The organism is Flavobacterium sp., from assembly GCF_024305175.1.
Lineage (GTDB): Bacteria > Bacteroidota > Bacteroidia > Flavobacteriales > Flavobacteriaceae > Flavobacterium.
Genome location: NZ_JAMWYY010000012.1, coordinates 1 through 25,610 on the forward strand (window position 1 = coordinate 1; position 25,610 = coordinate 25,610).

At 41.8% G+C, this 25,610-nt stretch carries 22 protein-coding genes and 1 pseudogene; 15 read left to right on the top strand and 8 right to left on the bottom strand.

Features of this window, described 5'->3' with window-relative positions; genetic code table 11:
* Positions 1 to 19 precede the first annotated feature (19 nt).
* The gene (gene cphA / locus Q0K96_RS04540) at positions 20 to 2,653 is read left to right on the top strand and encodes a cyanophycin synthetase (protein WP_297332820.1); all 2,634 of its coding nucleotides are present in this window, start codon (positions 20 to 22) and stop codon (positions 2,651 to 2,653) included.
* A 52-nt stretch (positions 2,654 to 2,705) separates the two neighbouring features.
* Here cphA and Q0K96_RS04545 read toward each other — a convergent pair whose 3' ends face one another.
* On the bottom strand, positions 2,706 to 3,965 hold the full coding sequence (locus Q0K96_RS04545; protein ID WP_297332821.1) for an asparagine synthetase B: 1,260 nt from the start codon (positions 3,963 to 3,965) through the stop codon (positions 2,706 to 2,708).
* Between the two features lie 235 nt (positions 3,966 to 4,200).
* Between Q0K96_RS04545 and ppsA the strand changes: the two genes are divergently transcribed.
* The 3 genes from ppsA to gap all read left to right on the top strand — a co-directional run bounded on the left by ppsA (position 4,201) and on the right by gap (position 8,735).
* On the top strand, positions 4,201 to 6,645 hold the full coding sequence (gene ppsA / locus Q0K96_RS04550; protein ID WP_297332822.1) for a phosphoenolpyruvate synthase: 2,445 nt from the start codon (positions 4,201 to 4,203) through the stop codon (positions 6,643 to 6,645).
* 117 nt (positions 6,646 to 6,762) lie between these two features.
* Complete coding sequence (gene lipA / locus Q0K96_RS04555; protein WP_297332823.1) at positions 6,763 to 7,653, top strand: lipoyl synthase; 891 nt, start codon at positions 6,763 to 6,765, stop codon at positions 7,651 to 7,653.
* A gap of 74 nt (positions 7,654 to 7,727) precedes the next feature.
* The gene (gene gap / locus Q0K96_RS04560; RefSeq protein WP_297332824.1) at positions 7,728 to 8,735 is read left to right on the top strand and encodes a type I glyceraldehyde-3-phosphate dehydrogenase; all 1,008 of its coding nucleotides are present in this window, start codon (positions 7,728 to 7,730) and stop codon (positions 8,733 to 8,735) included.
* Here the strand turns inward: gap and Q0K96_RS04565 are convergent.
* From Q0K96_RS04565 to Q0K96_RS04575, 3 genes are all read right to left on the bottom strand, one after another.
* The gene (locus tag Q0K96_RS04565) at positions 8,729 to 9,541 is read right to left on the bottom strand and encodes a purine-nucleoside phosphorylase (RefSeq protein WP_297332825.1); all 813 of its coding nucleotides are present in this window, start codon (positions 9,539 to 9,541) and stop codon (positions 8,729 to 8,731) included. The genes gap and Q0K96_RS04565 overlap by 7 nt on opposite strands.
* Positions 9,513 to 10,541: a tetraacyldisaccharide 4'-kinase gene (lpxK, locus tag Q0K96_RS04570; protein ID WP_297332874.1), complete on the bottom strand. Its 1,029-nt coding sequence runs from the start codon at positions 10,539 to 10,541 to the stop codon at positions 9,513 to 9,515. Before lpxK ends, Q0K96_RS04565 begins: the two co-directional genes overlap by 29 nt.
* Before the next feature lie 69 nt (positions 10,542 to 10,610).
* The gene (locus tag Q0K96_RS04575) at positions 10,611 to 11,021 is read right to left on the bottom strand and encodes a hypothetical protein (RefSeq protein ID WP_297332826.1); all 411 of its coding nucleotides are present in this window, start codon (positions 11,019 to 11,021) and stop codon (positions 10,611 to 10,613) included.
* A 198-nt stretch (positions 11,022 to 11,219) separates the two neighbouring features.
* On the opposite strand from Q0K96_RS04575, the gene Q0K96_RS04580 reads away from it, so the two are divergent.
* Both Q0K96_RS04580 and Q0K96_RS04585 read left to right on the top strand, forming a co-directional pair.
* Positions 11,220 to 11,456, top strand: a complete 237-nt coding sequence (locus Q0K96_RS04580; RefSeq protein ID WP_297332827.1) for a hypothetical protein — start codon at positions 11,220 to 11,222, stop codon at positions 11,454 to 11,456.
* A gap of 87 nt (positions 11,457 to 11,543) precedes the next feature.
* On the top strand, positions 11,544 to 12,638 hold the full coding sequence (locus Q0K96_RS04585) for a Nif3-like dinuclear metal center hexameric protein (protein ID WP_297332828.1): 1,095 nt from the start codon (positions 11,544 to 11,546) through the stop codon (positions 12,636 to 12,638).
* A gap of 12 nt (positions 12,639 to 12,650) precedes the next feature.
* Here Q0K96_RS04585 and Q0K96_RS04590 read toward each other — a convergent pair whose 3' ends face one another.
* Positions 12,651 to 13,181: a DUF6584 family protein gene (locus Q0K96_RS04590; RefSeq protein ID WP_297332829.1), complete on the bottom strand. Its 531-nt coding sequence runs from the start codon at positions 13,179 to 13,181 to the stop codon at positions 12,651 to 12,653.
* A gap of 154 nt (positions 13,182 to 13,335) precedes the next feature.
* Here Q0K96_RS04590 and Q0K96_RS04595 point away from each other — a divergent pair, with 154 nt between their 5' ends.
* From Q0K96_RS04595 to Q0K96_RS04620, 6 genes and pseudogenes are all read left to right on the top strand, one after another.
* Complete coding sequence (locus Q0K96_RS04595) at positions 13,336 to 14,115, top strand: hypothetical protein (protein ID WP_297332830.1); 780 nt, start codon at positions 13,336 to 13,338, stop codon at positions 14,113 to 14,115.
* 40 nt (positions 14,116 to 14,155) lie between these two features.
* Complete coding sequence (locus Q0K96_RS04600) at positions 14,156 to 14,998, top strand: alpha/beta hydrolase (RefSeq protein WP_297332831.1); 843 nt, start codon at positions 14,156 to 14,158, stop codon at positions 14,996 to 14,998.
* A 29-nt stretch (positions 14,999 to 15,027) separates the two neighbouring features.
* Positions 15,028 to 15,852 (top strand): 23S rRNA pseudouridine(2604) synthase RluF, encoded by an 825-nt coding sequence (gene rluF, locus Q0K96_RS04605; RefSeq protein WP_297332832.1) that lies wholly within the window; start codon positions 15,028 to 15,030, stop codon positions 15,850 to 15,852.
* Positions 15,836 to 16,036 (top strand): annotated as a pseudogene (locus tag Q0K96_RS04610) (zinc ribbon domain-containing protein YjdM); the annotation flags it as partial. The gene rluF and the pseudogene Q0K96_RS04610, both read left to right, overlap by 17 nt.
* Positions 16,037 to 16,199: 163 nt before the next feature.
* Positions 16,200 to 17,096, top strand: coding sequence for an AraC family transcriptional regulator (locus tag Q0K96_RS04615; RefSeq protein ID WP_297332833.1), 897 nt, complete (start codon positions 16,200 to 16,202; stop codon positions 17,094 to 17,096).
* Between the two features lie 84 nt (positions 17,097 to 17,180).
* On the top strand, positions 17,181 to 18,029 hold the full coding sequence (locus tag Q0K96_RS04620; RefSeq protein ID WP_297332834.1) for an SDR family NAD(P)-dependent oxidoreductase: 849 nt from the start codon (positions 17,181 to 17,183) through the stop codon (positions 18,027 to 18,029).
* A gap of 41 nt (positions 18,030 to 18,070) precedes the next feature.
* Here the strand turns inward: Q0K96_RS04620 and Q0K96_RS04625 are convergent, their stop codons facing one another.
* From Q0K96_RS04625 to Q0K96_RS04635, 3 genes are all read right to left on the bottom strand, one after another.
* Positions 18,071 to 18,955 carry a tetrahydrofolate dehydrogenase/cyclohydrolase catalytic domain-containing protein gene (locus Q0K96_RS04625; protein ID WP_297332835.1) on the bottom strand — a complete coding sequence of 295 codons (885 nt, stop codon included), beginning with the start codon at positions 18,953 to 18,955 and terminating at the stop codon, positions 18,071 to 18,073.
* 80 nt (positions 18,956 to 19,035) lie between these two features.
* Positions 19,036 to 20,376, bottom strand: a complete 1,341-nt coding sequence (gene ffh / locus Q0K96_RS04630) for a signal recognition particle protein (protein WP_297332836.1) — start codon at positions 20,374 to 20,376, stop codon at positions 19,036 to 19,038.
* Positions 20,377 to 20,893: 517 nt separating this feature from the next.
* Positions 20,894 to 21,361, bottom strand: a complete 468-nt coding sequence (locus tag Q0K96_RS04635; protein ID WP_297332837.1) for a hypothetical protein — start codon at positions 21,359 to 21,361, stop codon at positions 20,894 to 20,896.
* Positions 21,362 to 21,579: 218 nt separating this feature from the next.
* On the opposite strand from Q0K96_RS04635, the gene Q0K96_RS04640 reads away from it, so the two are divergent.
* Genes Q0K96_RS04640 through Q0K96_RS04650 form a run of 3 tightly spaced genes read left to right on the top strand, consistent with a single transcriptional unit; the run spans position 21,580 to position 25,568 of the window.
* The gene (locus Q0K96_RS04640) at positions 21,580 to 22,101 is read left to right on the top strand and encodes an RNA polymerase sigma factor (RefSeq protein ID WP_297332838.1); all 522 of its coding nucleotides are present in this window, start codon (positions 21,580 to 21,582) and stop codon (positions 22,099 to 22,101) included.
* Positions 22,102 to 22,143: 42 nt separating this feature from the next.
* Entirely contained in the window at positions 22,144 to 23,034 is an 891-nt protein-coding gene (locus Q0K96_RS04645) for a FecR domain-containing protein (protein WP_297332839.1), read from the top strand.
* Complete coding sequence (locus Q0K96_RS04650; RefSeq protein ID WP_297332840.1) at positions 23,031 to 25,568, top strand: TonB-dependent receptor plug domain-containing protein; 2,538 nt, start codon at positions 23,031 to 23,033, stop codon at positions 25,566 to 25,568. Before Q0K96_RS04645 ends, Q0K96_RS04650 begins: the two co-directional genes overlap by 4 nt.
* Positions 25,569 to 25,610 lie beyond the last annotated feature (42 nt).

A 25,610-nucleotide genomic window follows, 5' to 3' on the forward strand; every position in this document is an offset into this window, starting at 1 on the left:
CGTTACAATCTATCCAAGCATGAAAATCAGGAAAATTCAGGTGCTTCGCGGGCCAAACGTCTGGAGCAACTACAGGAAAAAACTAATACAAATGCGTTTAGACCTTGAGGAACTGGAACATTATCCTACCGACAGGATACCCGGTTTCAGGGACAGGCTGCAAAAACTTATACCTTCATTAGTAGAACACCATTGCAGCGAAGGCAAACGCGGAGGGTTTTTCCTTCGTGTGGAACTGGGCACCTGGATGGGGCATGTTATAGAACATATTGCGTTAGAGATACAAACAATCGCCGGAATGGATGTGGGCTACGGCCGCACACGCTCTACAAATGAAGAAGGCGTTTATAACGTAGTGTTTGCCTATACTGATGAAGAAGCAGGGCTTTATGCTGCCCATGCAGCGGTAAGGATAGCAGAAGCGGTTATCAGTAATGAAGAATATGACCTTTATGCCGACATAAATAACATGAAGGAGATTTGCGAAAGTAACTGCTTGGGACCAAGTACCAAAAGTATAGTGGAAGAAGCAGTGAAAAGAGGAATCCCTTTCATTAGGCTTGGTAATGATTCTATGGTACAGTTAGGGTATGGTGCTAACCAGATGCGTTTTCAGGCAACCATGACCTGCAAAACAAGCGCCCTTGCAGTTGACCTGGCATGCGACAAGCAGCGTACAAAAGAATTATTAGGCAACGCTGCCATACCTGTGCCTAAAGGAGAATTATGCAGCAACGAAACTGAATTAGAAGAAACTATCAGTGCTATAGGTTATCCTTTGGTTATAAAACCTTTAGACGGTAACCAGGGCAAAGGGGCAACCATCAATATTACTGACCGGGATAAAGCGAGGGAAGCATTTGAACATGCGAAGCAATATAGCCGCAAGGTTATGGTTGAACGTTACATTAATGGATTTGATTTCAGGATACTTGTAATAGATAATAAATATGTAGCGGCAGCCAAGCGCATACCGGCACATGTTACCGGCAACGGGCACAACAGCATACAAACGCTGATTGACCTTGTTAATTTTGATACCAGGCGCGGTAACGGGCACGAAAATGTACTTACAAAGATTAAGGTTGACCACGATACTGAAGTAATGCTGGAAAAAGCAGGCTATACACTGGAAACAGTTCTTGGAAAGAACGAGGTGGTTTACCTGAAATCTACAGCCAACCTTAGCACAGGAGGATCATCTGTTGATGTGACAGAAGATATACACCCCGATAATATTGCCCTTGCAGAAAGGATTGCCCGTATAATTGGGCTAGATATATGCGGTATTGATATTATGGCACAAAGTCTGAGTGAGCCCATAACAGAAAACAGCGGAGCCATATTAGAGGTAAATGCTGCACCGGGTTTCAGGATGCACCTTGCCCCTACCCAGGGCAAACCGCGCAATGTGGCTGCCCCAGTAGTAGATATGCTATTCCCGCAAGGTAAAACCGGGCGTATACCTGTCATATCCATCACAGGCACTAACGGAAAAACCACAACTACCCGCCTAACGGCACATATAGCGCAGAACAGCGGCTTTACTACCGGCTTTACTACTACAGATGGTATATATGTAAATAATAAGCTGATGATGGAGGGCGATACCACCGGGCCTGCCAGCGCTCAGTATATATTAAAAGACCCTTCGGTTGAATTTGCCGTGCTGGAAACGGCACGCGGCGGAATTTTACGTTCGGGTATAGCGTTTGACCAGTGCGATATTGGTATAATAACCAATATAAAAGAAGATCACCTGGGGCTGAATGACATTCATAATTTAGAAGACCTTGCACGGGTAAAGAGCGTTGTAGTACATAGCGTTAAAAAAGATGGCTGGGCTATTTTAAATGCAGATGACGAACACTGCCTTGCCATAGCCGAAGATTTAAAATGCAACGTGGCTTATTTTACACTCGAACCTGAAAGCGAAACTGTTAAACAGCTTATCAGCAATGGCAAAATTATCGCTTTTGTAGAAAATGGCTATATAACCGTTAAAAAAGACGGTAAAGACATTCGCATTGCAAATGTGCACAATGTACCGCTAACACACGGCGGAAAAATAAAATTTATGGTAGCTAATACGCTGGCATCTGCACTTGCTACCTACCTGTGGGGCTTTTCTGTGAAGCAAATAAGCAGTGCCCTGCAAACCTTTACACCGGGCTATGAGCTTACACCCGGCCGCATGAACCTGTTTGAGCTGCGGAGTTATCATGTAATGGTAGATTATGCACATAATCCACATGGTTATGAAGCTATAGAAGATTATATCAAAAACATAGGTGCGCGTAAAAAAATAGGCATTGTATCGGGCATTGGCGACAGGCGTGATGAAGATATTATTGAATGTGCCTTTATAGCGGCCAGGATGTTTGACCACATCATTATAAGGCAGGAAGGAGACCTTCGCGGTAATACCGAAGAGCATATTAATGATATGATGCTACAGGGCTTACAAAAAGCAGGGAGGAATGTAACGCATGAGATAATATCGGATGAGGAGCAGGCGCTGCGCCATGCTCTTTTAATTGCCGAAGAAGGTGATTTTATTACCGCATTTGCCGAAGATATTAACCTGGTGGTAAGTATCATTAAAGAACAGCAGGCCAAAGAAGATAAAGAACGGTTGCAACACACCGCTTAAATAAAAAAAGCCTCCCGAATAGGGAGGCTTTTATTTATATACCTCTACACAATTAAGTCTTAAGTTTCTTTTTCTTGGCGGCAGGAAAAAGCACATTATTCAGTATAAGCCTGTAGCCGGGCGAGTTAGGGTGCAGGTCGAGCACTGTTGGTGCATCTCCTACCCTGTGCTGATAGTCTTCAGGATCGTGGCCGCCATAAAACGTAAACATACCCTTACCTTTAGTACCATGTATATAGCGGGCTTCATTGTTCTGCTTGTTCTCTCCCATCACTAAAATATTAGACTTTACCCTGTCAGCCCGAAAGGCCGTTGTCTGCCCCATAAAACCCTTAACCAGTTGCGTGTGGTTTTGGCACAGCATGGTAGGAACGGGGTCCCACTTGGCAGAATACTCCATAAGCGTAAAATAATCATTATCAGGCAATATACGCCTATCAGTAGTAGTATCAATATCCGAAAACTCATATACTACAGGATTCCGTTCCAGTATAAAATCCTTAAATGCAAAAGCGTTGTTGTAATCTATGCGCGACTGGTAATTCGGGTCGCTGGCATCACCGTCAAACATTGGCTCACAAATATCTACACCTTCTGCAGAAAGCGCAATATCAAAGCTATCGGTTGCAGAGCACATAGCAAACATAAACCCTCCTCCAATAACATAATTGCGAATCTTATCGGCAACCGCCATCTTTTCTTCAGACACCTTACTGTAACCTAATTTTGCCGCAAGTTCTTCCGCTTCCCTTTTCTGCTCAATATACCAGGGTGCATTGCGGTAAGCCCCGAAAAATTTACCATATTGCCCGGTAAAATCTTCATGGTGCAGGTGCAGCCAATCATACAACAGCAGTGCATCGCTCAAAACCTCTTCATCATATATAGTTGTAAATGGTATCTCGGCATAGGTTAATACCAGTGTTACGGCATCGTCCCACGGCTGTTTACCCGGAGGTGAATACACAGCTATTTTTGGAGCTTTCTCTAAAACAACGGTTTCCATGTTCTGAGACGGGCTGCTTATATCATCCATAATGCTGTTTGCCTCAGCATCACTCAGTATTTCATAACTAACCCCCCTAATCTTGCATTCGCGCCTTATTTCTTCGGTATCCGGCAGCAGGAAAGAGCCGCCCCTGTAGTTAAGCAGCCAGTTTGCCTTATAGCTTCTGTCTAATGCCCAGTAAGTAATGCCATAAGCCTTAAGGTGGTTTACCTGGCTGGTTTCATCCATAGGCAGCAGTATCATAGAGGCTTTTGCTCCAAAACAAACAAAGAGTAATAATAGAAACGCAATCTTTTTCATCATCTTTTTTCAGCAGTTTTATTCAAAGATAGCAAAATGTGTAATGTATATATACTTAACTCTGCTAAACCTGTTTTTAGTACTTAACTCTATAGATATTTTATAATGATATTACAGTAGTATTTTTAAGAATAATTTATTATAAATATAAACTAAAACGTTTTCGTAGTCAGAATAAAGCCAATACTTTTGAACATTTTTCAAACAAATCTGATTTCAAACCCAAACACACAACACTATGAATTTTACATTGCCTTTAAAAAGTGTCGGTATAAACGACATTGAAAACGTTGGCGGTAAAAACGCCTCATTAGGAGAAATGCTCCAGAACCTCACACAGCTCGGCGTTAGCATACCCGACGGTTTTGTAGTAACGGTAGATGCTTACCGTGCTTATTTAAACCACAACGGGCTGGAGCAGAAAATTACAGACATAATAAACACCATCAACCACGACAATATTGAGTCGTTGCGCAGGGGCGGTATGCAGGTAAGGCAGGCTTTTCTTAACGGTAAGTTTCCTGCCGAGATGAGGGAGGAAATCATTAACTGCTATCATAAACTGTCGGCGCAATACGGGCAGGATATTACCGATGTTGCAGTACGGAGTTCGGCAACTGCCGAAGACCTGCCGGATGCTTCATTTGCAGGGCAGCAGGAAACCTACCTTAACGTTCGTGGCCCGGAAATGCTTATGGACAGCATAAGGAAATGTTTTGCTTCGTTATTTACCGACAGGGCGATAAGCTACAGGGAGCGTTTTAATTATGACCTGATGCAGCTTGGATTGTCGGTATGCGTGCAAAAGATGGTGCGCAGCGACCTTGGTGCTTCTGGCGTGGCGTTCTCTATAGATACCGAAAGCGGATTTAAAGATGCTGTTATTATTAACGGTACGGTTGGGCTTGGTGAAATGCTGGTGCAGGGTGCTGTTTCGCCTGACGAATTTATAGTATTTAAGCCTGCACTTAAAGAGGGGTATGATTCTATTATAGAAAAGAAACTGGGTAACAAAGACAAAATGATGGTGTATGGCGAAGGCGGAGACGAGCGTGTTACCATTATACCTACTGAAGAAAAAGCAAGGAAACGTTTTTGCCTTACCGATGATAATGTGCTGAAGCTGGCAAAATGGGTAGTAATTATTGAAGATTATTATACCAAGCTGCGCGATAAATGGACACCAATGGATGTTGAATGGGCTATAGACGGGCTTACCAAAGAATTATTTATTGTACAGGCAAGGCCGGAAACAATACACTCACGCAAAGAACACAATACCATAACCGAATATAGTATTGATGATGCAAGCCGCCATGAAAAAGTGATTACTACAGGTATTGCGGTTGGCGATAAAATAGGTTCCGGAAAAGCTACTATAATCTATTCGCTCGATAAGCGTGTAACCGAAGGCCATGAGTTTACTCCCGGCGATGTACTGGTAACGGAGATGACTGACCCGGACTGGGAACCAATAATGAAGAAGGCATCGGCTATTATTACCAATAAGGGCGGGCGCACCTGCCATGCCGCCATTATAGCGCGCGAAATGGGCATACCGGCTATTGTGGGTTGCGGTAACGCTACAGAGGTTATTAAAGAAGGCATGATGGTAACCGCATCATGTGCCGAGGGTGATAAAGGTTTTATTTATGAGGGAGAAGTACCTTATACTGAAACTGAGTATGACCTAAGCCTGTTACCTGAAGTGAAAACAGATATCATGCTTAATGTAGCCTCTCCGGGGCTTGCGTTCCGTTTTTCGCACCTGCCCAATAAAGGTGTAGGGCTGGCACGAGAGGAGTTCATCATTAATAACTATATAGAAGTTCACCCGCTTGCACTGATGCAGCACCGCGACCTTAATGACAGAAGCCTAACCGCTGCAATAGAAAAGAAAATTACAGGCTATGCCAACGAAGAAGATTTCTTTATAGAAAAACTGGCAGACGGCATATCTAAAATAGCGGCTTCGTTTTATCCGCATAAAACCATTGTGCGTTTTTCTGACTTTAAAACCAACGAATATTACAACCTGCTTGGCGGTAAGTATTTTGAGCCGGAAGAAGAAAACCCAATGATTGGCTGGAGGGGTGCTTCCCGTTATTACTCAGATGCCTACAAAGAAGCTTTTGGCTTAGAGTGCCGCGCCATTAAAAAAGCCCGTGAAGAGCGTGGCCTTAAAAATGTGGTAGTAATGATACCCTTCTGCCGTACAGTAGAAGAACTGATAAAGGTAAAGGAAGTGATGAAAGAGTATGGCCTGGTGCGCGGCGAGCACGGGCTGGAACTTTACCTGATGGCCGAAATACCGAGTAATATACTTATGGCTGCAGAGTTCGCACAGCATATAGATGGTTTCTCTATAGGCAGTAACGACCTTACACAGCTTACACTTGGGCTTGACAGGGATTCGTCTCTTGTAGCACACCTGTATGACGAGCGCAACCCTGCTGTTAAACGCATGTTGGAAATGCTGATTTCAACCGCTAAAAAAGCAGGTGTAAAAGTGGGTATCTGCGGGCAGGGGCCTTCGGATTTTCCTGACTTTGCACAATTCCTTGTCGGGCTGGGTATAGACACTATATCGGTAACACCAGATTCTGTTATAAAAACGGTAAATGCCATAGCAAGCGCAGAGGCTTTAATGAATGATAAAGCGGAAGTTTTACAGGTAAACTAAATAGCACTAACAAATATTTTACATAAGCGTACCCAATGGGTACGCTTTTTTATTAGCAGGTAATGGTATGGGCTAATAGATAAATATCCCTTATCTTTGCAGCCTAAAGTTTTTGTTATGGAAACGATACTTGATACAGCAACACCAACAGCCCTTAACGGACAATTTACCCAAAAGCCCAAGTGGCTGAGGGTTAAACTGCCTACGGGTAAAAAATATACAGAACTTCGTGGACTTGTAGATAAATATAAGCTGCATACCATATGCACCTCGGGCAGTTGCCCTAACATGGGCGAATGCTGGGGCGAGGGTACAGCTACCTTTATGATACTGGGTAACGTGTGCACCCGTTCGTGCGGCTTTTGCGGGGTAAAGACCGGAAGACCCGAAACGGTTGACTGGGATGAGCCTGAGAAAGTGGCGCGTTCTATAAAAATAATGAATATTAAGCACGCAGTTATTACGAGTGTTGACAGGGACGACCTTAAAGACGGTGGCTCTATTATATGGGCTGAAACGGTAAAGGCTATTCGCAGGATGAACCCTGAAACCACACTTGAAACTCTTATACCTGATTTTCAGGGTATAGAAAGAAACATAGACCGTATTGTGGCTGTTGCTCCCGAAGTGGTTTCGCACAACATGGAAACCGTGAAAAGGCTAACACGTGAAGTAAGGATACAGGCTAAATATGAACGTAGCCTTGAGGTATTGCGCTACCTGAAAGCCAGCGGAATTAACAGGACAAAGTCAGGCATTATGCTTGGCCTGGGCGAAACTGAGGAAGAAGTGCTGCAAACCATGCGCGACCTTAGGGATGTTAACCTTGATGTGCTTACCATAGGCCAATACCTGCAACCCAGCAAAAAACACCTGCCTGTAAAAGAGTTTATTACTCCGGAACAGTTTAAGAAGTATGAAGAAGTTGGGCTTGAAATGGGCTTCCGCCATGTGGAAAGCGGTGCATTGGTGCGTTCATCTTACAAAGCCCAAAAACATATTCTTTAGCCAAAAGCCGAAAGTCATAAGGTAAAAAGCTAAATGTTATATTAACTCTCGTTTTCGCTACCAATTATACAACAATGAGCAAAACCAAAATAGCCATTAATGGATTTGGCCGTATAGGCCGTAACCTTTTCCGGCTTTTACTGGATAACCCTGATATAGAAGTTACCGTTATAAATGATATTGCCGATACCCGCACTATGGCTCATCTTGTTAAGTATGACAGCATACACGGCATATTACAGGGAGAGATAAGCCATACTGAAAACAGCATTATAATTAACGGCAGGGAGTTTAATTATACCCGTAAAAAAAACATACAGGATATTGACTGGAGCGCTTTTGATGTTGATATAGTGGTAGAGGCTACGGGTAAATTTAAAACCTATGAGGATGCAGAAAAGCACCTTACAGCCGGGGCTAAAAGGGTAATACTTTCGGCGCCGCCCGAAGATGACAGGATAAAAACCGTTGTATTGGGCGTAAACGAACATATACTTGACGGTACCGAAACCATATTAAGCAACGCAAGCTGTACTACAAATAATGCCGCACCAATGATGAAGGTGATAAACGACCTTTGCGGTATAAAAAAGGCTTATATTACTACTGTTCACTCCTATACTACCGACCAAAGCCTGCACGACCAACCACATAAAGACCTTCGCAGGGCGAGGGGAGCAACTCAGTCTATCGTGCCAACTACAACGGGCGCTGCAAAAGCCCTGACCAAAGTATTTCCTGAATTTGAAGGAAAACTCGGTGGCAGCGGCATACGTGTACCGGTACCCGACGGTTCGCTGACTGACATTACCTGTTATGTAAAACGCGAAGTAAGCATTGAAGAAATTAATGCTGCTTTTAAAACTGCCGCCGATAATGAACTTAAAGGTATTCTTGCCTATACCGAAGACCCGATTGTAAGTGTAGATATTTTAGGCAACACCAATTCCTGCCTTTTTGATTCGCAGCTAACCTCTGTAATAGATAAAATGGTAAAAGTTGTAGGCTGGTATGATAACGAGATAGGCTACTCCAGCAGGTTAATAGACCTTATTGCCTACATCAGTAAAAAGAATCAATAAGCCTTAATCAGTTCTGCAATAAGGGTGCGCACTTTCGGTTCGGCTTTTTTGGCTGCCTGTAACACTTCTTCATGGTTTACCTCAGCAATAGTATCTTCATTGCCCATATCGGTAATTACAGATACGCCAAAGCACTCCATATCCATATGGCGGGCTACTATAACTTCCGGCACGGTTGACATTCCAACACAGTCGGCTCCCAGCGTTTTAACCATCCTGTATTCAGAAAGTGTTTCAAAAGTAGGCCCTTGTAACCCGAGGTAAATACCATCTTTAACCTCTATGTTCAGGTTTTTGGCAACTTCTTTCGCTTTGTTGATCATGTTACGGCTGTAAGGCTCGCTCATGTTTACAAAGCGTGGGCCAAAACGCTCATCGTTTTTACCCCTCAGCGGATGCTCGGGCATCAGGTTAATATGGTCATAAATAATAACAATATCCCCAACATGGTAATAGGGGTTTACCCCGCCTGATGCATTGCTTACAATAAACCTGCTAACGCCAAGGTACTTCATTACCCTGACGGGGAAAGTAACCTCCTGCATGCTGTAGCCTTCATAATAATGAAAGCGCCCCTGCATGGCGACTACTTTCTTTGAGCCTACTGTCCCGAAAATAAGCCTGCCTTTATGCCCTGCCACAGTAGAAACAGGAAAGTTAGGTATTTCATGGTATGGCAACGAATGTTCAATAGTAATATCTTCAGCAAAACCTCCCAGCCCCGAGCCGAGTATTACACCATACTCAGGTGCAAAGCCTGTTTTTTGCTTTATGTATTCAACCGTTTGCTGTACTTTTTCCCACATAATCTAATATTGTTTTGTCGAATTGCCCGCCGTTATTTAAAAATACGGTTTTTATGGGCAGGTAATGTAATTTGCCGGCAGGTATCCTGCCTTTAAGCCTCATATAATCTTTTTCGGTGGTAATTATAATCCTGCTTTCAGCAAGAGCTGTAAGCTCCGCTATTTCCCTTTCTGTAAAGTCATGATGGTCTGGGTAGGGCTTGATAATATCATCGCTACCCATTACATAATCGAAAAAGGGCTTGGGCTTGGCAATGCCCGCAACCAGTATATTTTGCTGCTGCTTTACTTCTGTTACTGCTATTTTACCCGTTTCAGAGTATACATGATCATCATAACCAATAGATGTAAAAAACACCTGTTGCGCTTTTAGTGGTTTTAGTTTTTTTATAACAGCCTCCTGCTCCTGCAGCGTTAAAGCACTCGGGCACTTAGTTACAACAATAACATCGGCACGCTTTGCCCCTGCCCTCCTCTCCCGTAAATTGCCTGCGGGCAGCAAGTAATCATCTGCATACAGGTCAGAATAAGCTGTCAGCAAAATATAAAAGCCTGCTTTCAGCCTGCGGTGCTGGTAGGCATCATCAAGTACAATTACATCCGGCTTTTCATTAAGTTCAAGCAATCTGTTTACACCATTTACCCTGTCGGCATCTACAGCAACTGTTATGTCGCTAAACTTAGTATAGAACTGGTAAGGCTCATCACCCATGGTTAAGGCAGTAGCTTTGTTGTCTGCCAGTACAAAACCTTTCGTCTTTCTTTTATACCCCCTGCTTAGGGTAGCAAGTTTATATTTGTCTTTCAACAGGCGAATTAAATATTCGGTCATTGGAGATTTACCTGTGCCGCCTGTACTCAGGTTACCAATAACAATAACAGGGAGCGAAAATGAATAGCTTTTAAACAAACCTTTGTTATAAAGAATATTTCTTATAGCAGTTATAAGTAAATATATCAGGGAAAATGGCAGTAAAATTTTTCGCAAGGCTTTATTAATTGATATGTAAATATAAAAAAAGTGCCCAATATGGACACTTTTAAATTTAAGACAAATTAGTTTTTATAACTATTCTCTTGTAAATACAGTTATAGAATTAAAATTTTGCCCACCCATTTCTTCGGTAGTACTTATTCTAAGTTCACTTCCAGTAAGCTTACTGATTGTTCCTGAAATTGCATCAGCACCGGTACCTACGGTAATAGTGTTGCCACTTCTCGACCATGTATCTGTTTCTATATCAGTTTCACAGTCACTCCAGTGTGATACATCCCTGTAAACACCACCTTCAACAAACTCAACATAGTCTTTCTCACAACCTTCTTCGTGGTCATAATCAATAAATGCCTCCTGACCTCCAACAGCCGTACCTGTCTTAGAAAAATACCATTTTCCTTCAAGTGAAGCGCTTGATCCGCCTCCATCATCGTCGCCACAAGCTGTAAATGTCAAACCTGCAAGAGCAAGAGCAGATACCATTAATAATTTTTTCATAGTAGTAATGTGTTATTGTTAAGATTTTGGCAAACATAATAATATTTTTTTAATAACATAAAAAAAATTAAAATTTGTTTAAGGTTGAAACCAGCTTAATTTATAAATGTTTTAACTTGATGGTTAAGGCCTGTATCTTCTGGATTCTTTACTTTTATAGCTTAACAACATAATATTAATACAATGAAAAAAATTGTTTTTGCGGTATCTGCCTTTACGGTAATGGTCTTATTTTCATGCTCCTCTGACGACAGTAGTTCTAACTGTGCTGTATGTACATTTAATCAGGAAGGAGTTAATATCTCGGAGTCTGTTTGTGAGGGTGAAAATGGTAATGCCTATATAAATGATGAGGACACTACTATAGACTATGAAGAATACATCAGCAGCGCCGAAGATTCCGGTTACGAGTGTAACTAAAATATCACAACTGCCTTACGGCAGTTTTTTATTGACTGTAACAACCGCAAATAAGTATATTTGGAAACCAAACAAAAAAGGTTATAAATGAAAATTACCGATGCAATTGCCCTTCTTGAACGTATGGCACCACTTGCTTATGCAGAAGATTTTGATAATGTAGGGCTGCTTGCGGGAGATAAAAACACTCCGCTTACCGGCATACTGGTTTGCCATGACGCAATAGAAGCTGTTATTGACGAGGCCATTACTAAAAACTGTAACCTTGTAGTGTGTTTTCACCCAATATTGTTTTCAGGGCTTAAGAACATAACCGGGAAAAATTATGTAGAGCGCTCTTTACTTAAAGCCATAAAAAATGACATTGCCATTTATGCAGTGCACACTGCATTAGATAACCACAAGCAGGGTGTAAATAAAATATTCTGCAAAGCGCTGGGGCTAATAAATACAAAAATACTGGTACCGAAGGAAAACTACATCCGCAAGCTGGTTACCTATACCACACCCGAAAATGCCGATGAGCTTCGTAATGCGCTTTTTAACGCCGGGGCAGGCAATATTGGTAATTATGAAAACTGCAGCTTTAACTCGCAGGGCATTGGTACCTACTTAGGAAACAACGAGAGTAACCCCGTGGTTGGAGCAGTAGGCGAATTTATTGAAAGCCGCGAAATTAAAATTGAAGTCACTTTTGAAAAGCACCTTGAAGCTGAAATACTTAAAACGCTTTTCAGCAACCATATTTATGAAGAGGTGGCTTATGAAATATACAGCCTGATGAACCGCCACCAAAATATCGGATTGGGTATGGTTGGCGAGCTTGAAACACCCATGGATGAGGAAGAATTCCTTATAATGGTTAAAGAGAAAATGCAATGCGGCGGCATAAGGCACAGTGCTTTTAAAAAAAAACAGATAAAAAAGGTTGCTGTACTGGGCGGATCTGGCGCGTTTGCCATTAAAAACGCCATAGTAGCAGGCGCTGACGCTTACCTTACAGCCGATTTAAAATATCATAATTTTTATGAAGCTGAAGGAAAAATAATACTGGCAGACATAGGCCACTATGAAAGCGAACGCTATGTAAAAGACTATATAGCAGGTTACCTTCAAGAAATTACAGCGAGTACCCCAGTATATATAACAGAAACTGACACAAACCCTGTAAAATATATTTAGGCAGAGCGTTTACTATAAATTGAAAAGAAATACAAACACAGTAATAACCCCTACAATAAGGCTAATAAACAGGAACAATACAATAAGCTTAAAAAAGTAAGACTGCAATTTCATATACAGCTTATTTTTCATTTTTCGCGTTGGTTTGATATTCTTTTTGCTTGTAAATACAGGTATAGTATGCCCCATAGCTGCGGCACTGCTTTCAAGCTGTTGCAAACGCATTGCTGCATATTTGGGCAAGCCGCTTTTATCACCTCGGTATTTTATATCCTTTAAAGCCTGTACTGGAGAGTAATTTATAGTTTTGTTATAAGCTTCAATGCTTAATTTTATTTCGTCACTAACTGGTTCTGATAAGTACCAATACCTGCCGGCCATATCAAGAAAGCCTGCATTATAATAGAGTTCGGCAAGCATATGCCTTGCACCCATTTCATCAGGGAAAACGTTAATTACATTTTTTAACCTGTTAGCTGCCTTTTGCTTTAAACCTGCTTTCAGCTCTTCTTTGGCTTTATCTAATTGATTCTGAAAGTGCATAAGTAAATTAAAACAGTTATGTTTCCAGTTTATACTGAAAGGTTTTGTTTTATCTGTAATATTTTTTTATCATTAGGTATGTTACGAAAAAAATCGCTAATTTTGCATTCATTTTATTCGGAAGAAAAACAAATATAGTTAAGTACTTACAAATATGGCTACTACCAAGGAAATAAGTGTTGAAGATAAATTAAGGGCACTTTACGATTTACAGTTAATTGATTCAAGAATAGACGAAATAAGGAATGTGCGCGGCGAGCTTCCGCTTGAGGTGGAAGACCTGGAAGACGAAGTGGCAGGACTTACCACAAGGCTTGAAAAACTGAAAAGCGACCTTGAGTCAATTGAAGACCAGATTAAGGAAAAGAAAAATGCTATTGATGAGCATAAGGCTGCCATCAAAAAATACACAGAACAGCAAAAAAATGTGCGCAACAACCGCGAGTTCAACTCACTTTCTAAAGAGATTGAATTTCAGGAGCTTGAAATACAGCTTGCAGAAAAGCACATTAAAGAAATGCGGGCTTCTATAGAGCACAAAAAAGAAGTTATAGAGCAAAGCGAGCAAAAGCTGGAAGACAGGAAAACACACCTGCAGCACAAAAAATCGGAGCTTGATGCTATAATGGCAGAAACTGAGAAAGAAGAAAATTTCCTTATGGAAAAATCTGCTGAGTTTGAAGCGCTGATTGAAGAAAGGCTTTTAAGCGCTTATAAGAGGATTCGCGGCAGCGTGAGGAACGGCCTTGCAGTGGTTTCTATAGAAAGGGGCGCTTCGGCAGGTTCTTACTTTACCATACCACCGCAAACCCAGATGGAAATTGCCAGCCGTAAAAAAATACTTACTGACGAGCACAGCGGAAGGATACTGGTTGACAGCGTGCTTGCCGAAGAAGAAAGAGAAAAAATGGAACAATTGTTCGCTAAGTTATAATACAACAGCCCTCCGCTACGCGGGGGGCTTTTTTTACTACATGCAAAAGGTTCTTACCTATATACTCACAAAAAGTATCGGACTTTATATTAACCTGCTTGGCTACATAGCCCCTAAAAAGGCCAGTACACTCGCCTACAAGTATTTCAGTACGCCACGCGACGGCAGGCTCACTCAGGAACAACTCCCCGATATACTAAAAGAAGCAGAGGCCGAAATGCTCACGCACGACCAGTTTGTGTTCCAGATGTATAAATGGGGCAATGGCGAAAAAAAAGTACTGCTGGTACACGGGTGGGAAAGCAATGCCTCCCGCTGGGAACTCTTTATCCCCTACCTCCTCAAAGACAATTACACCATCATTGCACTTGACGCACCTGCACATGGCCTCTCATCAGGTCAGGAGTTCAATATACCCCGCTACGCCGAGTTTATAGATGTCATAGTGCGCAGCCTTAAACCTGATTTTTTAATCGGCCATTCTGTCGGTGGGGCTACAGCACTCTATTACCAGTCGCACTACCCTAACCGTATTATACAGAAAATGGTAGTTTTAGGCGCACCGAGTGACCTTAACACACTGCTTACCAACTATGCAGGCCTGCTTAGCCTGAACAGCAATGTATTTGTAATGCTTAAAAAACACTTTTTTGAGCATTTTAAAATTAAGATTGATGAATTTTCAGGCAGCCTGTTTGCTAAAAAAATAACCATTCCCGGGCTTTTGGCACATGATACAGATGATGAGGTGGTAAGCTATAAAGAAGGAAAAAAAATAGCCGCAGCGTGGCAAAACGCACAGTTTATCACTACAAACGGGCTTGGCCACAGTATGCACGATGACACGCTGTACAATCAAATCTGCGTGTTTCTTAAAGGCTGACACAGCCTAAAATTCACTATTTTTACAGCATGGAAGACGAACTGAAACGGCTTAATAAATTTATTGCAGAAACCGGCTATTGTTCCCGCAGGGAAGCCGATAAGCTTATTGAAGAAGGTCGTGTAACGATTAACGGCGTATTGCCGGAGCTGGGCACAAAAGTGTCTCCGGATGATGAAGTGCGCATTGACGGAAAACTCATACGAGAAAAAACAGGGCGGCACACCTACCTTGCATTCAACAAACCGGTGGGTATAGAGTGTACCACTAACCAGGATGTAAAAAACAATATTGTTGACTACATTAACTACCCAAAGCGTATTTTCCCCATAGGGAGGCTTGATAAGGCAAGCGAAGGCCTTATTTTTATGACAGATGATGGCGATATTGTAAACAAGATATTGCGCGCGCGCAACAACCACGAAAAGGAATATGTAGTTACGGTAAATAAACCCATTACCGACAGGTTCATACAGCGCATGGGCAATGGTGTGCCGATACTGGATACCGTTACCCGTAAATGCAAGGTAGAGCAGATAAGCAAATATGTTTTCAGGATAGTGCTCACGCAGGGCCTAAACCGCCAAATACGCCGTATGTGCGAATACCTGGGATATGAGGTTACAGCGCTTAAACGCATCCGTATCATTAATATTTCGCTTGATGTTGCCGTTGGGCGCTACAGGGAGCTAACCCCTACCGAAATTAAAGAACTTAACAAGCTGATAGAACCCAGCAGCAAAACAGAAGAGGCCAGCCTGCCAAAGAATGCACCTCGCAACAACAGCAAACCAAACCCTGACAAAAATAAAAACACCAACCAGAACTATGGAAGTAAAAGACAGCAACGGTAATATATTGAATGACGGCGATACTGTAACTGTAATTAAAGACCTTAAAGTAAAAGGCTCTTCGGCGGTTATTAAAAGAGGCACTACCGTAAAGAACATTCGCCTTACCGATGATCCTGCCGAGATAGACTGCCGCGTGAATAAAGTGGCTATGGTACTCCGCACCGAGTTTGTAAAAAAATCATAAAGCGCTGCTTCAAAAGTTTTCTTTACAGGTAATATTGTCATTCTTACGAAGGAGGAATCTCTTGCTAACCCAATAATTGAGATTCTTCACTTCATAAAATTACGTTCGGAATGACACCTTTCAAATAAGTCCTTTTTGTATCTTTGTTTGAAATTTGCATCTTATGAAAACAGAAGGCCTAAAAGAATTTTATGAGCATAAAATGCAGCCACTTCCCGAAAATATGAATGCCACAGCTGGGCACTTTAATATTTTCAGGATAGAAGACTGCCTTTCCGGCACAACCACAATTCAATACGCCCGCCGTGATTACTACAAAATAACACTCATCAGGGGTGTTAACCGCTACCATTATGCCGATAAAAGCATTGAGGTAGATGGTACTTCTATGATTTTCTTTAACCCGAAGGTCCCTTATACCTGGGAACACATTTCGGGCGAGGCAACAGGATATTTCTGCATCTTTACTGAACCTTTTTTTACAGAAAAGCTGCGTGGCAGCCTTCAGGAACTGCCTATGTTTGCCATTGGCGGTAAGCCTTCATATATATTAAACCAGACTGATGAACAGGCAATTGTAGCTGTTTTTGAGAAAATGCTTACCGAAATCAAGTCGGATTATGCTTTTAAGTACGACCTGCTGCGCAGTTACCTCAACGAATTAATACACCTGGCACTAAAAACAGAACCGGCTTCTAATTTATATGACCACCCTAATGCAAATACACGAATTACATCGGTTTTTCGCGAGCTGTTAGAGCGGCAGTTCCCCATTGAGACACCACAGCAGCGCTTTACCATGAAATCGGCCCGCAGCTTTGCCGAGAGCCTGGCTGTGCATGTTAACCACCTTAACCGTGCAGTAAAAGCTACTACAGGCAAAACCACTACCACCATTATAAGTGAAAGGCTTGTAGCTGAAGCCAAAGCACTACTTAGGCATACCGACTGGAATGTGTCTGAAATCAGCAACAGCCTTGGTTTTGAAGAAGCTTCACATTTTAATAATTTTTTCAGGAAACACACCTCTTTAACTCCATCACGATACAGGACTGTTTGATTTTTACAAGTATTGGTTTGCCCTGAGCAATAAGCAGCATACAAGTTGCCCATACCTTTGTATTGTAATTAAAAAACAAACAGTATGGAAAATCAAAAAGCAAAAAAAGTATGGTTTGTAACCGGCGCAAGCAAAGGGTTTGGGCTTGAATTTATTAAGCAGGTATTAGCAAACGGAGATGCTATTGCCGCAACATCACGCAGTTTTGAAGGGCTTAAAAAAGCTGCCGGTACTGACAGTGAGAACTTTCTTCCGCTTGAGGTAGAGCTGACTAATGAAAACAGCGTGAGTAATGCTGTTGCCGAAACCATAGCGAAATTCGGCAGGATAGATTATGTGGTTAACAATGCCGGGTACGGACTTGCAGGCAGCCTTGAAGAGCTAAGCGATGCTGAAGCACGACATAATTTTGATGTAAATGTATTCGGCTCCCTTAATGTTATCAGGCAGGTTATGCCACACCTGCGCAGGCAAGAGTCTGGCCACATTTTTAATATCTCATCTATTGCAGGCGTTACAGGCGGTTTTCCCGGTTTCGGAATTTACTGTGCCACCAAGTTTGCGGTAGTAGGCTTTACTGAAGCCCTTCAGGTAGAAGCTAAACCTTTCGGCATAAAGGTAAGCCTTGTATTACCGGGGTACTTCAGGACGAACTTCCTGGAGTCTGATTCGCTTATTACCCCTGCAAAACAAATGGAAGAGTATAAAGAAGTGCGCAATGTACTATCTATACACCAAAACCAGATTAAAGGCAACCAGCAGGGCGACCCGGTTAAAGGTGTTACAGAGATATTAAAGGTTGCAGGCATTGAGAATGCACCTTTGTACCTTTTCCTTGGGAGTGATGCGCTGCAAATGGCACAAAACAAGATAAGTTTCCTTCACAATGAAACTGAAAACTGGAAACATGTAAGCACCGCTACAGATTTCTAAAATTATAAAAGGGCTGTCCTTCAATCGACAGCCCTTTTTAATTATTTCCTGTATTTTCTTTGCTCCCTCGCTAAAAGCGTATTCTTAAGGAGCATTGCAATTGTCATAGGCCCTACTCCACCGGGAACTGGCGTAATAAAAGATGCTTTTTTGCTTACATTATCAAAATCTACATCTCCGGTAATCCTGTATCCCCTTTCGCTGGTTTCATCCGGCACGCGGGTAATACCCACATCTATAACCACTGCATCATCCTTAATCATTTCGGCTTTCAAGTAGTTGGGCACGCCAAGTGCGGTAATAATAATATCGGCCTGTGTGGTTATCTGGTTAATGTTCTTGGTATGGCTGTGCGTAAGCGTTACGGTACTATTACCCGGAAAGCCCTTGCGCCCCATCAGTATGCTCATAGGCCTGCCCACAATATGGCTGCGCCCTATTACTACTGTATGCTTACCGGCAGTCTGCACATTATAGCGCTCTAACAACTCTAATATACCAAATGGTGTGGCCGGGATAAACGTTGTCATATCCAGCGCCATTTTACCAAAATTCTCCGGGTGAAAACCATCTACATCCTTACTCGGGTCTATGGCCATGATAACCTTTTGAGTATCTATCTGGTCAGGTAAGGGTAGCTGTACTATAAATCCATCTATATTATCATCCTGGTTTAGCTCCTCTATTTTTTTAAGCAGCTCCATTTCAGATGTAGTACTTGGCATCTTAATAAGTGTAGATTCAAACCCTACACGCTCGCAGGCCTTAACTTTACTGCCAACATAAGTAAGGCTTGCCCCGTCATTACCCACTATTACAGCGGCAAGGTGCGGTACCTTCTCGCCGTTTTGCTTCATTTTGTCAACCTGGGCGGCTATCTCGTTCTTGATATCCTCCGAGGTTTTTTTACCGTCTAATAATTGCATTTGTGTTGTGTATATAGTTTTAGAATAGAATACCAATTAAAAAGACGCGGTTACCCGCGCCTTTAGTATATGTTTTGCAGTTACGGCTTCATGCCTTTCATGCCACCCATCATCCGCATCATGTTCCTGGCGCCCCCGCCCTGCATCATCTTCATCATTTTGCTCATTTGGTCAAACTGTTTGAGCAACTGGTTAACCTGCTGTATAGAGGTACCCGATCCTTTTGCTATACGGTTTTTGCGTTTCGCATCAAGTACCGATGGCCTGGTGCGCTCTTCGGGCGTCATAGAGTGTATTATTGCTTCAATGTGCTTAAAGGCATCATCTTCAATCTCTACATCTTTAAGGGCTTTGCCTGCACCGGGTATCATCCCGATAAGGTCTTTCATGTTACCCATCTTTTTTACCTGCTGTATCTGCGAAAGGAAATCGTCAAAGCCGAATTCATTCTTGGCTATCTTCTTTTGTAGCTTGCGTGCCTCTTCTTCATCATACTGCTCCTGTGCACGTTCCACAAGCGATATAACGTCTCCCATGCCCAATATACGGTCGGCCATACGGCTTGGGTGGAAAACATCTATAGCTTCCATTTTTTCGCCTGTACCGATGAATTTTATCGGCTTATTAACTACCGATTTGATAGATATAGCGGCACCACCACGTGTATCACCATCAAGCTTGGTAAGTACCACACCGTCAAAGTTAAGCCTGTCGTTAAACGCTTTCGCTGTATTAACGGCATCCTGACCGGTCATGGAGTCCACTACAAAAAGCGTTTCCTGTGGGTTTATGGCTTTATGAACATTGGCAATTTCGTTCATCATTTCCTCATCCACGGCAAGGCGTCCGGCGGTATCTACAATTACCACATTAAAACCGTTTGCCTTTGCGTGGGCTATGGCGTTTTGTGCTATCTGTACCGGGTTTTTATTCCCTTCTTCAGAGTACACCTCTACCCCTATCTGGCCCCCAACCACATGAAGCTGATTAATTGCCGCGGGACGGTAAACGTCGCACGCTACAAGTAATGGCTTTTTGTTCTTTTTAGTTTTAAGGAAGTTGGCAAGCTTACCTGAAAAAGTTGTTTTACCCGAACCCTGAAGCCCCGACATCAGTATAATAGAAGGATTACCCGAAAGGTTAACACCTGCCGTGTCGCCCCCCATTAGCTCTGTAAGCTCGTCTTTTACCAGCTTTACCATTAGCTGCCCCGGTTGCAGGGTAGTAAGTACATTCTGACCGAGTGCTTTTTCTTTTACAGTATTGGTAAAATCTTTGGCAATTTTAAAGTTAACGTCGGCATCTAGCAATGCACGGCGCACTTCTTTAAGGGTATCGGCAACGTTTACTTCGGTAATCTTTCCGTGGCCTTTTAGTATATGTAAGGCTTTATCTAACTTATCGCTTAAATTTTCGAACATAATCGAGGGTTTCTTTTATAGAAGTGCAAATTTACTAATTTGATTTTTAAGTTTACAGGCGTAGGGCCATAAAAAAACCGGCCTCGGGAAATAGGCCGGCTTTCTTTTGGAAAAAACCTGAATATTTAAAAAAAACACAACTATTTTAATTTTCTGTACTGTGTCCCTGCCGAAAGCCAAACTAAAACTTTGCTTATGGAGAAACAGCTTACTCGGCAAGGGCTAAACAGTATCAGGAATATTTTAATAACTAAAAAGAAATTCCTGCCCTTACCTTTTACCCTCCGGAAAAACCGGCCGCATTAGCCGGTTCTCCTCGGGGCTCTATACATCAGCATTTCTTTTTCATAATATTGTAAATCCTGCAAAAGCAGATATTTTTAATACTTAATGTACTACTAAAACAATCTAATAAACCTTTACCCTACCGGTTAACAAAATTTTAACATATCAAATACTAACAAAAAAAGGGAAGCAACAATTGCTTCCCTCAAAATTTCTAAACTCAAAAATTAAATTAGTTCTTCTCAAAAGTAAGATAATCGGTACCGCCGTTACCACCACTAACGTCGATTAGTTTAATAGTGTTATCATTTATTTCCAGTATATCCCAATCATCTGTCAGGTCTTCAAAAGAAGCCGGCGTAGAAAAAGCAATATTAAAATCAAGGTCGCTACTGCCATTATCATCATCATCACTGCTATTACTGTCGGTAACGCTCCAGCTGCCTGTATAGGTATTGGTGCCGTTGGTTGCAGTTAAAACACTGTTGTTTCCAAATGTAAATGTATAACCCTGAAAATGATTGGTTTCGTTATTACCGTCATCTTCATAAAATGTTACAGTCCATGTCCCGTTTTGTGCCGTGTCAGTCACTTCTGTCAAGCTTCCGTTGTTAACAGTACCATTACTGTCGTCCGAACTGCATGAAACAAGTGATCCTAAAAAAATAAGTCCCGCCGCTAAAAAATTCGCTCTTCTCATAATGTTGAAATTGTAAATAGTTTTGTGTAAACGTAAAAAGGTTATTAATATTCTGCTGTAAAAGTAGTAGGGTTTATAGACATAAAAATGTTAAACGAGTATAAGTAGATAATAGTTTAGAATTAGCGCAATATCATTTAGAATTGTATATGTTAAAAAACAGCCTTACTACATCACACAGAAAAAAATTCATAATTTAACAGCCATATTTATGCGCTATGAAAAAACTTTCTGTTAAAGGTATTTGCGAAGAAATTACGTTTTCGGCATTCTTTAAAGAGCATGCCAAATCGCTGCGCAATTATCTTTATTACAAATTTGGTAACGAAGATCAGGCTGAAGACGTAACACAGGAAGCTTTTGTAAAGCTGTGGCAGAATTGTGCCGATGTGCCGCCCGAAAAGGCCAAATCTTTTTTATATACTGTAGCTAACAACGCATCATTAAACCATATTGCACACCAAAAAGTAGTGCTGCAATATGCACAGAAAAATACCCATGTACATACAGACGGGCACAATCCTGAATTTTTAATGGAAGAAGACCAGTTTCGCGTTAAGCTGCAAAATGCCATAGCAGGATTATCTGAAGCGCAACGTACTGCATTTCTATTACACCGTATAGAAGGGAAAAAGTACCAGGAAATTGCTGACATACTGGGCATAAGCGTAAAAGCGGTAGAAAAGCGCATTCATGGCGCGTTGGTAGAATTAAGGAAACAAATTGACAATATAAGGTAGGGATTTTTACAGTTAAACTGTTATACTCTAAAATGGATGAAAATGAAAGAAGATGTAAAACTGGCGAAATGGCTTGAAGGGAGCATGGATGAGAATGAACTAAGAGAGTTCATGGCTACGCCTGAGTTTGAAACGTACAGGAAAATAAAAGATTATTCTGCTGAGCTTGCCGCACCGAAAACAGATATTGATGCATTATATACAAAAGTACTGCAAAACAGGGAACCGAAGCCGGTAAGGAAACTTACGCCATGGTTTACACGCATAGCAGCCGTATTATTTGTAGTGCTGGGTGTCGGTTACTTTTTCTACGCAACACAGACAACTAACCATATTGCAGCAGCAGGAGAAAGGACAGAATTTTCTTTACCTGATAACAGTACTGTAGTGCTTAACGCTGCATCTGAAGCGGAGTTCCGTACCTGGAACTGGAATAATAACCGTGAGGTACAGCTAACAGGCGAGGCCTTTTTTAAGGTTGCAAAAGGCGAAAAGTTTGATGTAGTAACACCACTGGGCACTGTAACTGTTGTAGGTACGCAGTTTAATGTTAAGGCCAGGGAAGGCCGCTTTTATGTAAGCTGCTTTGAAGGTAAAGTAAAAGTAAGCAGTAAAGGCAGGGATATTATGCTAACTCCGGGGCAAAGTGTTATATTTGAAGACGGTAAAAACATAGCCGAGCCTTCTGCTGACGGAACACAACCGGGATGGATAGTATATGATGTTGCATTTAAATCTGAAAAGCTGGAAAATGTAATCGCTGAAATGGAGCGCCAGTATAAAGTTGATATTGCACTGCCCGCAGGCGATTACAGCCCTTATAATGGACACGTTAAGATGAATGATTTAAACACCGCCCTGCAGCAAATAGAGTTATCCTACCAATTAAAATCTGTAAGGGAAGGTGATAAAATCATACTTACCCGTGAATGAAATTAAGCTTTAGGGAACTGCTTATACTACTGCCGATTTTTTTTTTCGCCTCCAGCACTTTTGGGCAGGGCGAAAAAAAGAGTATTCCCTTAAAGCGCATTCTTGATACCATAGCTGTACAGCACCAGGTAAAATTCAGTTATGCCGAAAATGATGTCTTCGGGCATAGTATTTACCCGCCGGAAGCTGAAATACCACTACGTGCAAAGCTGGTTTATATCAGCAACCGCACAGGGCTTAATTATAAAGAGCTGGGCGAATATATTGTTATCTATAAAGCGAAGCAGCGCGATATAAAAAACTTTTGTGCATACGTTACCGATGAAACCGGCATGCCCATAGAAAATGCATCTGTGCAGGTTAATAACGAGAAAAATATCGTGACAGGAGCAGATGGTTATTTTGAGCTTAATACCACCCTTCCCGAAAAAATAATTATAGGACATATAGGTTATGAGGCTGTAACAGTATCTACTGCCGATTTTACGGGAGACTGCCTCAAAATAGCACTCTTGTTTGATGTAATGCAACTGGACGAGGTTATAACCGAGCGCTTTTTAACTACTGGTATCTCTAAAAAGAAAGACGGAAGTTTTACCATAGAGCCTAAAAAGTTTGGTATTTTACCCGGTGTTACAGAGCCTGATGTGCTGCTGGCCATGCAACAGCTACCCGGCATAATGAGCGTTGACGAAACGGTATCTAATATAAATGTGCGCGGCGGTACACACGACCAGAACCTTTTTATGTGGAATGGCATCCGCCTTTTCCAGACGGGGCATTTCTTCGGGCTCATTTCTGCCATCAATCCAAACATTGCCTATAACATTAAAATTGTACGCAACGGCACCTCTGCTTTTTACGGCGAAAGTGTATCAAGCGCAGTTGATATTTCATCGCATTCAGCAGATGTAGAGGACGGGCAGACCACAATAGGCAGTAACATGATAAATGCCGACTTTTATACCAAAGTTAAGCTTAACGAAAAGTCGGGTATAGAATTATCTGCAAGGCGCTCGTTTACAGACCTGCTTGACTTCCCAACCTATGATAAATATTCGCAACGGATATTCCAGAACACGGTTGTTACCCAACTGCAAAACAGTACAGATATTAATTACAGGGGCGACAAAGAATTTTACTTTTACGATTTTACAGCACAATACCATCGTGAAATTGCCGACAGGCACGAACTATTTATACATTTGATAGGTATTAATAACAAGCTCGATTTTACACAGGGCACTACTACACAAACAAATACTATAACTTCTATCAGTAACCTTGACCAGCAAACATTTGGCGCTTCTGCTGACTTTAACAGCCAATGGTCTGAAACGCACAGTACAAAATTCGGTATATATTCATCCTATTATAATGTAGATGGCACTAACCAGTCTTTCGAAACAGGTACTGTTACCACCCAGGAAAACAAAATACAAGACAGCGGCTTCCGCTTTTCAGACAGTAACCAGTTAACTTCTTTATTCACACTACACACAGGTTACCAGTTTAACCAGACAGAGATTGATAATATTGATATTTCTGATTCTCCGGCTATAGACCGCAGTGTAAACCAGGTACTGCGCACCCATGCGTTTATTGGTGAATTGGAGCATAATCCTGAAGTAGAGAAAATATATGCACGTGCGGGCCTTCGCATTAACTATATAGAGCAACTTAAAACCATTTATATTGAGCCCAGGCTGCAGTTTAATTATATTATAGACCATGCATGGCAGGCAGAGCTGCTTGCAGAGCAGAAAAGCCAGACCACCTCTCAGGTGGTAGAACTGCAAAATGATTTTTTAGGCATCGAAAAAAGGCGATGGGTACTTGCCAATGATATAGATGTGCCGGTACAGCGCAGCAGCCAGGTATCTGTTGGCATAAGTTATAAAGATAAAGGATGGCTGGTATCTCTCGATAACTTTTATAAAAAAGTAAATGGCATAACTACCTATAGCCAGTCGTTCCAGAACCAGTTGGAGCAAATACAGGCCAAAGGCAGTTACAGGGTTTTTGGTTCAGAATTTTTAATACAGCGCCAGTTTAAAAACTTCTACACATGGCTAAGCTACAGCTGGAATGATAACCGTTACAGGTTTGATGACGTGCAGCCCGAAAAATTCTCTAACAATTATGAAATCAGCCATGCCGTAAACACGGCGGCTATATATGAATGGAACAACTTTAAAATAGCAATAGGTTCGCGATGGTTTACAGGCCGCCCAACAACAGATCCGTTACTTAACGTGCCTATATATGATAATGAGGGTAACCCATCTATATTTTATGAATATCCCAATACCGATAACCTCAGCGATTTTTTTCAGGTTAATTTCTCTGCATCATATCTATGGCATATTACACCTAAGGTGCGTGCACAGTTCGGGCTTTCTGTACTGAACATTTTTAACCGCAGTAACATCCTTAACCGTTACTACCGTATAAATGCCGAAGATGAGATTGAGCGTATTAATACTTTTGCTTTGGAGCGCACACCCAATGCACTTATAAGAATCAGCTTTTAATAAATAAAAAAGCCTGCTTTTACAGCAGGCTTTACTTTTTTA